The sequence below is a fragment of the Rhodococcus sp. FG69 genome (genome assembly GCF_057808915.1).
Window position 1 is genome coordinate 109182 of sequence record NZ_JBMDIX010000002.1, and the last position, 10077, is coordinate 119258.

Sequence of the window (10077 nt, forward strand, 5' to 3'; positions counted from 1 at the left end):
TCGTTCACACCGAAATCTCGACCTCGTCCTCCACCCGCAGCCTGCCCGGTAGCAGCGTGAACGCGGCAATCGCCCCGAGGAAGGCGCTCCCCGCAGCTGCGACCGAGGACACATGCATGCCGTGGACGAAAGCCGCTTTGGACTCGGCGACGAATGTCGTCAGCGTCTCCTCGGCGTTCTGCTTCTGCTCCGCCATGACATCGGCAGGAATTCGATCCGCTTGCGGCAACGCGGCACGTGCTGTCAGCGCCTCCGCTGACCGGCCCGCGAATTCGAGTGCGCCGCCGATGGATTCACTCGCGTCGGCGGATACCAGCGGAGTGACCTGGACCTCCGTCGGCAGCTGAGACACGATCTGCGAAGGCTGATCCAGCGCGGATGCGACGTCGTTGGGGGTCGCGGCGCCCAAGTCCGCGCGGAACGCCACCGCCAGCAGCGACCCGAGCACCGCCACACCGAGCGCACCTGCGACCTGCCGGACCGTGTTGTTGACGGCCGATCCGGCTCCGGCTTTGTCCCGTGGAACTGCCCCCATGATCGCGTTCGTCGCCGGAGTCATCGTCAATCCCATGCCAGAGCCGAGCACGAACATCTGGACTTCGACGACCCACTGGGGTGTTGTCTCCCCTACCAGTCCGTAGGACAGCATCGCCAGCGCGAAGAGGGTAAGCCCGCTGCCGGCGACGTACCGGGCACCGAACCGATCGGACAGCTTGGCGGCTTGACTGGCCGAAATCATGACGCCCGCGGCGACCGCGATCAGTGCAACACCCGCGGCGAGCGGGGTGTAGCCACGAATGGCCTGCAGATAGTAAGCCAGGTAGAAGGTGGCACCCATCAACGAAAAGAACACAAGGGCAATCGAAATGGTGCCCGCAGAGAACTGTCGATTCTTGAACAACGTCACGTCGATCGTCGGGTGCGCGCTTCGACGCTCCAGTACGACGAACAGGGTCAACAAGATCAGCCCGAGGACGATGGCACCCAACGACCGCCACTGGAACCAGTCATTGGTGTTGCCGCCCTCGATTATCCCGAAGACGAGCGTGACCAGGGCCACGATGGACAGAACCACTCCGAACGGGTCGATCTTGCCTGGATTCGGATCCTTCGACTCGGGAACCAGTACGACGATCAATGCAACACCGATGATGACGATCGGAACGTTGACGAGGAAAACCGATCCCCACCAGAAGAATTCGAGCAGAGCTCCACCGGTGATCGGACCGAGCGCAATCGCAATTCCCGACGCCGCTGCCCAGATCCCGATTGCCTTCGGGCGTTCGTCCGGTTCGAACACGTTCTGAATGATCGACAGTGTCTGCGGCTGAACTGCCGCCGCGCCGATACCCATGAGCGCCCGGTAGACGATGAGCTCGGTCGCGCTGTCGGCCGTCGAGCACAGCGCCGACGTGATGCCGAACAACACCATTCCGATAACGAGGGTCCGTTTGCGTCCGATTCGGTCACCGGTCACACCCCACACGATCAACAGTCCTGCGAACACGACCGCGTAGCTGTCCACCGCCCACTGCATCGCGCTCTGCGACGCATCGAGGTCGGACTGAATAGTCTTCAGCGCGACGTTGAGGATGGTGTTGTCGAGGATGACGACCAGAAGGCACACCACCATGACCGCGAGGATGAGCCACCGCCGCCGAAACACTGCGTCCGCGTCGGTCGAGAGTTCGGTCCGGTCCATAGCGCGCTCCTAGATCACCTTCGGTGCACACCATCGAACTGTCGATTCACGTGCAGCGCAACACCTACGAGCGAAAACGAACCGCTTTGTCCGGTATGGGTGGAAATCTAGCTCTCGACCGAGACCAGGTCGTCGGCGTGTACGACGGGACGCTGCAACTCCGGTGACAGGTCGGAGCTGGACTTGCCGAGCATTCCGGTCAGCTCGGAGGCGTCGTACGCGGCGACGCCACGAGCGACGACGACACCGTCGGGATCGCGCAGCGCCACGACATCGCCTCCGTAGAAGCGCCCGGAGATTCCGGTGATTCCCGCAGACAACAACGAGCGCCGACCACCGACCACTGCGGTGACCGCACCCGCGTCCAGATACAGATCGCCCTGTACATCGGCGGCGTGGCGAACCCAGAATCGTCGTGAGGACAGCCGTATCGGTCGACCGGCGAAGGCCGTTCCGACTTGCGCCGTCGTCAACGCGACGTCGATGTCCGCGGCCGCTGCGAGCAGGACCGGGACACCGGCGTCCGCAGCCAGGCGCGCAGCGGACAGTTTGGACGCCATTCCGCCGGTTCCGAGGGCTCCCCCGGCCCCGGCGACGACTCCGTCGAGGTCTTCCGGGCTGTTCACCTCGGGAACGAGCACGGCGTCACCCTTGCGCGGATCACCGTCGTAGAGACCGTCGACGTCGGACAGAAGTACCAGGGCCTCGGCCCCCGCGAGGTGCGCGACGAGCGCGGCCAGTCGATCGTTGTCACCGAAGCGGATCTCGGCGGTGGCCACCGTGTCGTTCTCGTTGACCACGGCGACCGCGCCGAGGGACCGCAACCGGTCGAGGGTGCGTTGCGCATTGCGATGATTGGTGCGACGAGCGATGTCCTCGGCCGTGAGGAGCACCTGTCCGACGGTGCGTCCGTACCGTGCGAACGACGTCCCCCACGCGTGTGCAAGTGCGAGCTGCCCGACGCTGGCGGCAGCCTGTTTCGTCGCCAGATCCCGTGGCCGCTTGGTCAGTCCCAATGGGGCGATACCAGCGCCGATAGCCCCGGAGGACACCACGATCACGTCGGTACCTGCCCGCATCCTGGCCTCGACGGCATCGGCAAGAAGATCGAGGCGTCCGACGTCGAGACCACCGACGAGTGAGGTCAACGCAGAGGAGCCGATCTTGACCACGATCCGCTTGGCATCGGCGATGGTCGACCTGGTCGCCGATACCCCTACTGAAGAATCGGATTCAGCAGTCACGTCCACTCACTCTTCGGTGTCGAGTCCACGGCGGACTCGACGAGCATGCTTGCGTTCCTCTGCACCGATGCGCTCGACCTGATCGAGTCGAATGTCGGTGCCGCGTCCCGTACGGGTGATCTCCACGCCGGCGGTCGTCTGTGGCTCCCAGTCGAACGACACGTCGCCGATGGTCACGGATGCGCCCGGCTGAGCTCCCAGCTTGATGAGAGCGTCCTCGACGCCGAGGCGCGCCAGACGGTCCGCGAGGTAACCGACCGCTTCGTCGTTGCTGAACTGTGTCTGGCGCACCCACCGTTCCGGCCTGGTGCCCAACACCACGAATCCGCCCGGCACATCGGGATCCTTGATGACCTGGAAGCCCTCTTCGTTGCGTGCAACGGGCCGCAGGACAGGTCGACGCGGTTCTGCCGGCGGGTGGGCGACGCGGTAGTCCTCGACCATCTTGCCGAGGGCGTAGATCAGCGGCTTCAGGCCTTCGTGACTCACAGCGGAGATCGTGAAGACCGGCCAACCGCGAGCTTCGAACTCGGGCGTGACCATCTCGGCCAACTCGGCAGCTTCGGGGATGTCCGCCTTGTTGAGTACGACGATCCGCGGACGGTCGGCGAGGTCACCCAGGCTTGCATCACCCAGCATCGCAGGCTTGTAGGCTGCGAGCTCGGCTTCGAGCGCGTCGACGTCGGAGACCGGGTCGCGGCCCGGATCCAGTGTGGCGCAGTCGACTACGTGAGCCAGGACCGCAGTTCGTTCGAGGTGCCGCAGAAAGTCGAGACCGAGTCCTTTGCCTTGGCTCGCACCGGGAATCAGGCCCGGGACGTCGGCCACGGTGTACGTCGTATCGCCGCTGGAGACGACGCCCAGGTTCGGCACAAGCGTGGTGAACGGGTAATCCGCGATCTTCGGCTTGGCGGCAGACAACACCGACACCAACGAAGACTTGCCTGCGGACGGGAATCCGACGAGACCGATATCGGCAACAGACTTGAGTTCGAGCACCAAATCGCGCTCGATGCCCTCCTCGCCGAGCAAGGCGAATCCAGGCGCACGACGAGCCTTCGACGCCAGCGCTGCGTTGCCCAGTCCGCCACGACCTCCTGGTGCAGCGTCGAACCGGGTGCCCTCGCCGATCATGTCCGCGAGGATGCGTCCGTCCTTGTCCAGGACGACCGTGCCGTCAGGGACCTTGAGGATCAGATCCTCACCGTTGGCCCCCTCCCGGTTCCCGCCCATTCCCTGGGTTCCGTTGCTCGCCTTGGCATGCGAATGGAAGTGGAAATCGAGAAGCGTGTGGACGCTGCTGTCGACGACGAACACGACGCCGCCGCCCTGACCGCCGTTGCCTCCGTCGGGGCCGCCGAGCGGTTTGAACTTCTCGCGATGAACCGAAGAGCAGCCGTTGCCGCCTTTACCGGCACTGACATGCAGTACCACGCGGTCGATGAATCGTGACATAGCTGCCTTCGATCCTTCCTCGGTCGTTCTTACCGACCGAAATGTTCGATGCCCTAGGAAAGACGATAAGGGCGGACCCGGGTTGAATGACCCTGGTCCGCCCTTGTCGACTGGCTTGGGCGCGTCGTCTCGTGGTCGGACTTCTCCGGCCTCTGATCGACGCAGATGATGCAGTGTAGGACTAGACCTCGACTGCGACCGGAACGATGTTCACGGTCTTGCGTCCACGCTTGGCGCCGAACTCGACTGCTCCTGCAGAGAGAGCGAACAGCGTGTCGTCGCCGCCACGGCCGACGTTGACGCCGGGGTGGAAGTGAGTGCCGCGCTGACGAACCAGGATCTCGCCTGCGCTGACCGTCTGGCCGCCGAAACGCTTCACGCCGAGGCGCTGAGCATTTGAGTCGCGACCGTTACGGGAGCTTGATGCACCCTTCTTATGTGCCATGTGCGTACCCTCCTCGGGTAAGAAGAACGCCAGCTCCGCGAGCAAAACCGGCTGTGAGAGAACTGCTACTTGATACCGGTGACCTTGAGGACAGTCAGCTTCTGCCTGTGTCCCTGACGCTTGTGGTAGCCGGTCTTGTTCTTGAACTTGTGGATGCGGATCTTCGGGCCCTTGGTGTGCTCGACGATCTCACCGGCGACCGAGATCTTCGCCAGCTTGTCTGCATCTGTGGTCAGGTCGGATCCATCAACGACGAGGACCGGAGCAAGCGAGACAGCAGTGCCGGGCGCTCCCTCGATCTTCTCGACCTTGACGAGGTCACCAACAGCGACCTTGTACTGCTTTCCGCCGGTCTTGACGATCGCGTACGTTGCCATCGGAGGGCTACCCCTTGCTTCTTCGAACTTGCTCGCGCTGCCCACGGCAACACGACTGGTCTGATCTTGCATTGTTTCTTGCTACCGGGTGTGAACGTCTGCGCACTCGAACAAGACCGCGAACGGACTCGAGGCATAGCAGAACACTGTCACCGGGAGCGACTTATCAAGGTTACGGCAGACGGGCGGCCATGGTCAAACCGCCCGTCTCCGAACCCCTACGCGTCGACCGGAGGGCCTGCCGGTCGTGCTGCGGCACGACGTCGGCGAGGCTTGGCCACTGGCGCCTCTTGGACAGCCTCAGCACTGTCCACCTGCGTGAATGCTGGAGCAGTCACCGGCGTCGGCGCCGACTCGTCGGCGTCCGTGCCGGCTTCCGAGGTGGCCGGAACCACGAACACGGTTCCGGCATCGGGCGCTTCTGCTGCGGGCGCCGCCGCCTTCCTTGCTACACGCCTACCGCGTCTCGCCTTCACGACGGGCTCAGGGGGATCTTCCGACGCTGCAGAACCTGACACCGCATCGGACCTCGTGGAGTCGGGTGGCGTGGAGTCGGGTGGCGTGGAGTCCTGAGGCGCGTCGCCTACCGGGTTCGCAGGAACCTCTGTAGCAGCATCCGTAGGGGCGTCCACAACGACATCCACAGGAACCTCCACCGCGGCTTCCACCGCGGCAGCTGCAGGGGTCGCCGCAGCAGGCCTGGAGGCCTTACGACGCCCACTCCTACCTCCGCGACGGGCCGGAACCTCGCTCGACTCGGTTGCAGACGCCGTGTCGGCAGGTGCAGAGGACGAGTCGGTCGAGTTCTGCTCGTGTGAGTCCTGCGGGCTGTTGCCCTGAGCAGCAGCAACCTCCGACGCACCGATGATCCGCGGAGTCGACTGCGTCGCGGCGTCGGCACCGTTGTCGACTGCACCGTTATCGATGACACCGTTGTCGATGACATCGTTGTCGATGACATCGGCAGGCGTGACATCGGCGACGACGTCGTCGTGATGGGCGGCCATCGCGAGAGCAACCGGATGCGCACGCTTGATCGACGGATCAACCGTGGGTTCGGAGTGCTCGGAGGCGCCCGCACTTACGCCCGAAACGGCGTTGTCGGACTTGTCGCGACCACGTCGCTTCCGTGGGGTGCTGGAGTCTCCCCGCGACGAGTTGGACTTGGATCCGTCGTCCGGCTTGGTCTCGACCGGGAACGGATGGACGATGATTCCTCGGCCCTGGCAGTGCTCACAGTTCGTCGAGAACGCTTCCACCAGGCCAGTTCCCAGCTTCTTACGTGTCATCTGGACCAGCCCGAGCGACGTCACCTCCGACACCTGATGACGCGTCCGATCGCGCCCCAGCGCTTCGGTCAGCCGGCGGAGCACGAGGTCACGGTTCTGCTCTAGAACCATGTCGATGAAGTCGACGACGATCATTCCGCCGATGTCACGCAAGCGCATCTGCCGAACGACCTCTTCGGCAGCTTCGAGGTTGTTGCGGGTGACCGTCTCTTCGAGGTTCCCGCCTGCGCCGGTGAACTTGCCGGTGTTGACGTCGACGACGGTCATCGCCTCGGTGCGATCGATGACGAGGGTCCCGCCCGACGGCAGCCAGACCTTTCGGTCCAGTGCCTTCGCCAGTTGCTCGTCGATCCGATGCGCCTCGAAGACATCCGGCTGGCCGGGCTCCACGACGTGGCGCTGAAGCTTCGGCAGCATGTCTGCGGCAACGGTTTCGATGTAGTTCGACGTGGTCGTCCAGGCTTTCTCGCCCTCGATGACCAGCTTGACGAAGTCCTCGTTGAACAGGTCACGGATGACCTTGACGAGAAGATCGGGCTCTTCGTACAGAGTCTGTGGCTGGCTGCCCTTGCTCGACTCTGCCTTGGCCGATGCCTCTTCGATCGTCGCCCACTGTGCTTGCAGCCGAGTGACGTCGCGTGCGAGTTCCTCCTCGCTGACCCCCTCGGCGGCGGTGCGAATGATGACCCCGGCCTCCGCAGGCACGATCTCGCGCAGAATTTCCTTGAGGCGCTTGCGTTCGGTGTCGGGGAGCTTGCGGCTGATGCCCGTCGAGCTGCCGCCGGGGACGTAGACGAGGTAGCGACCGGCCAGCGAGAGCTGGGTCGTCAAGCGGGCGCCCTTGTGCCCGACAGGATCCTTGCTCACCTGCACCAGAACTTGGTCACCCGGCTTGAGCGCCTGCTCGATCTTGCGCGAGTTACCGCCCAGACCTGCGGCGTCCCAGTTGACTTCACCGGCGTACAGCACGCCGTTACGACCGCGTCCGATGTCGATGAACGCCGCTTCCATGCTCGGCAGCACATTCTGCACACGTCCGAGGTACACGTTGCCGACCATGGAGGCCGACGCGCTGCTCGTGACGAAGTGCTCGACGAGAACTCCGTCTTCCAGGACAGCTACCTGGGTGGTATCGCCACCGTGGTCAGGGAACGACTTCTCGCGGACGACCATTACCCGGTCGACGGATTCACGACGAGCCAGGAACTCCGACTCGGTCAGGATCGGCGGTCGACGGCGACCGGCATCTCGCCCGTCGCGGCGACGCTGACGCTTCGCTTCCAGACGGGTCGACCCGCTGATTCCCTGAACCTCGTCTTTGGTACGTGGCTTGTTGCGGGGCTCCCGCTCGTGGACCACCGTGTTCGGCGGATCGTCCTCGGACGACGCAGCGTCGGATGAGGTCTCTCCAGAACTGCGACGACGACGCCGACGACGACGGCGACGGCTCGACCCGTCCGATTCGTCCTGGTCGTCGTCGGTATCGTCCGCGGACGCGTCCGCCGTGGAATCCTCGGCGTCCGTCTCGGCGGGCGGAGTCGACTCGTCCTCGCCCGATGAGTCGGCCGCTTTGGCTCCCCCGCGCGATCGACTGCGCCGACGCGAGCGGCGTTCGCCACTGGGCTTGTCCTCGCTACTGGACTCCGAATCGGTCGACGAATCCTCGTCGGCCGATGCTTCTTCATCCGACACCGGGGCTGCGTTTTCGGCGGACGAATCCTGGCCGTCGGAACTTGATTGGCTCTCGTCGTCGTTGTCGCCGTCCTCGGAGGTTCCATCGCTCGACTGGTCGCCGCGACCGCGACCGCGGCCACGTCGTCCTCGCCTGCGACGTCGAGGCTGTGACTGGTCGTCGTCCCCGTCGTCGTCGTGACCAGAGGAATCCGACTCGGCATCGCCGTCGTCGGTACCGGCGGGCTCGTTATCGGCACCGGTCTTCTTGTTCGCGTCGCTGGAGTCGGTCGCGCCACTGCTTCCAGCGTCGGGCGCAGCGGTGACGGTCAGGTCCGGAGCAACGCCTTCGGACTCGGCCGTTGCGCTCCCTGTCGGCTCGGACGCAGCGTCGGTCGCGCTGGTGTCGACCGCCGGGCCCGCCGCCTTCTTGCTGCGCCGACGTGCACGCGGAGCCTCGACGACAGCTTCGGGCTGCAGGAACAACGGGCCGGTGAATGCGGGTCGGTCACCGGGCGCACGCTCGGTGGTCACAGCGACGTCTTCGGTGGAAAACAACCCGGTCGGCTCGGCCACCGCCGGCTTGGATACTGCCGGCTTGGATACTGCCGGCTTGGATACTGCCGGCTTGGATTCTGCTGGCTTGTCGACAGCAGGTTCCTCGACGGCAGGCGGATCGGCTAGGACCGGTCCGGCAGCAGAGTCTTCGGGCGCCGTGAAGGCCGAGTGCACGGTCTCGGCGACGTCGCGGTTGAGGCTGGATTGTGCGCTGCGCGCTTCGATGCCGAGGTCGACGAGCTTGGCGAGCACCTGCTTACTGGTGACACCGATGATCTTTGCCAATGCGTGCACACGCAGGCGGTCGGGGAACGACGGAGTTGCCCCGGCGGACGCATCAGCGCCACCTGCAGAACTTCCCGTGTTCGAATTCTGTACATCTTCGGGCGGGGCTTGATCGGCCACGTATGTCTCCTCGGGCCCCCGGGCGCGTCCACCTACTGGGTGTGACGCGGCCACGCGAGGGCAATCCTTGTGTCCTGACGAAAGGTTTGACGTCAGTGTCGTCTGGTCTTGCTCCGCACCTGGTGCACTGTCCACGGCAAGTGGCCGGTGCGCCGAGCACGGTGCCTGGCTGGATGGCTTTTCAAGTCCTTCGAGTACGAGCGCCTGATCATCAAGCATGCCTGAGGCGGTGAGGGTGTCCCCTCGCCGTCGGCAGCGATGACGGGCATCGCACTGTCCGTCAGTCATCCGGTTGCTGTCACGAGAACGCCACTGTCGTGGCGTTCGATCGTCCTGCTGGTGTAGAAGTCCTGCGTATCTAGAGGTACTGGGCTGAATTTACTGCTGAAGCGTGTCCTTCGGTGGAACCAAACTGTGAAGCAACCTTCACGAGTATCCCACACCGGAGTGGTGGTCCCGCCATACCGCCGAAGAATGCACTATCGGCGGCGTGGCGGGCTGTGTCGTCCGAGGATCAGGACAAGCCGGGGAACCAGAGCGAGATCTCGCGTTCCGCAGACTCGACCGAGTCGGATCCGTGCACGAGGTTCTGCTGCCCGTCGAGCGCGAGGTCGGCGCGGATCGTGCCCGGCACTGCTTTCCCTACCGGATCGGTACCGCCCGCGATCTGCCGGAACGCCGCGATGGCACGCGGGCCTTCCAGCACCGCCGCTACGACCGGACCCGAGGTGATGAACTCGAGCAGGTCAGGGAAGAACGGCTTGCTCTCGTGTTCGGCGTAGTGGGCACTGGCCAATTCGCGCGGAACGGACTTGAGCTCGAGTGCTGCGATGCTCAGTCCCTTCTTCTCGATGCGGCCAAGGATTTCTCCCACGTAGCGGCGGGCAACTCCGTCGGGCTTGATAAGTACAAGGGTGCGCTCAGTCACGAC

The 10077-nt window shown here is 64.5% G+C and carries 7 protein-coding genes; all 7 read right to left on the reverse strand.

Annotation, left to right across the window (positions count from 1 at the left end; genetic code table 11):
* Nucleotides 1-4 precede the first annotated feature (4 nt).
* The gene (locus tag ACODSO_RS02950; RefSeq protein WP_489034909.1) at nucleotides 5-1702 is read right to left on the reverse strand and encodes an MFS transporter; all 1698 of its coding nucleotides are present in this window, start codon (nucleotides 1700-1702) and stop codon (nucleotides 5-7) included.
* A gap of 107 nt (nucleotides 1703-1809) precedes the next feature.
* Nucleotides 1810-2946 carry a glutamate 5-kinase gene (gene proB, locus ACODSO_RS02955; RefSeq protein ID WP_489034910.1) on the reverse strand — a complete coding sequence of 379 codons (1137 nt, stop codon included), beginning with the start codon at nucleotides 2944-2946 and terminating at the stop codon, nucleotides 1810-1812.
* 6 nt (nucleotides 2947-2952) lie between these two features.
* Complete coding sequence (obgE, locus tag ACODSO_RS02960; protein ID WP_068378604.1) at nucleotides 2953-4401, reverse strand: GTPase ObgE; 1449 nt, start codon at nucleotides 4399-4401, stop codon at nucleotides 2953-2955.
* 181 nt (nucleotides 4402-4582) lie between these two features.
* Nucleotides 4583-4846: a 50S ribosomal protein L27 gene (gene rpmA / locus ACODSO_RS02965; protein WP_068378603.1), complete on the reverse strand. Its 264-nt coding sequence runs from the start codon at nucleotides 4844-4846 to the stop codon at nucleotides 4583-4585.
* A gap of 65 nt (nucleotides 4847-4911) precedes the next feature.
* Nucleotides 4912-5223: a 50S ribosomal protein L21 gene (gene rplU / locus ACODSO_RS02970; protein WP_032394581.1), complete on the reverse strand. Its 312-nt coding sequence runs from the start codon at nucleotides 5221-5223 to the stop codon at nucleotides 4912-4914.
* A gap of 218 nt (nucleotides 5224-5441) precedes the next feature.
* Entirely contained in the window at nucleotides 5442-9146 is a 3705-nt protein-coding gene (locus ACODSO_RS02975; RefSeq protein WP_489034914.1) for a translation initiation factor IF-2 N-terminal domain-containing protein, read from the reverse strand.
* A gap of 514 nt (nucleotides 9147-9660) precedes the next feature.
* Complete coding sequence (gene ndk, locus ACODSO_RS02980; protein WP_338891173.1) at nucleotides 9661-10074, reverse strand: nucleoside-diphosphate kinase; 414 nt, start codon at nucleotides 10072-10074, stop codon at nucleotides 9661-9663.
* Nucleotides 10075-10077 lie beyond the last annotated feature (3 nt).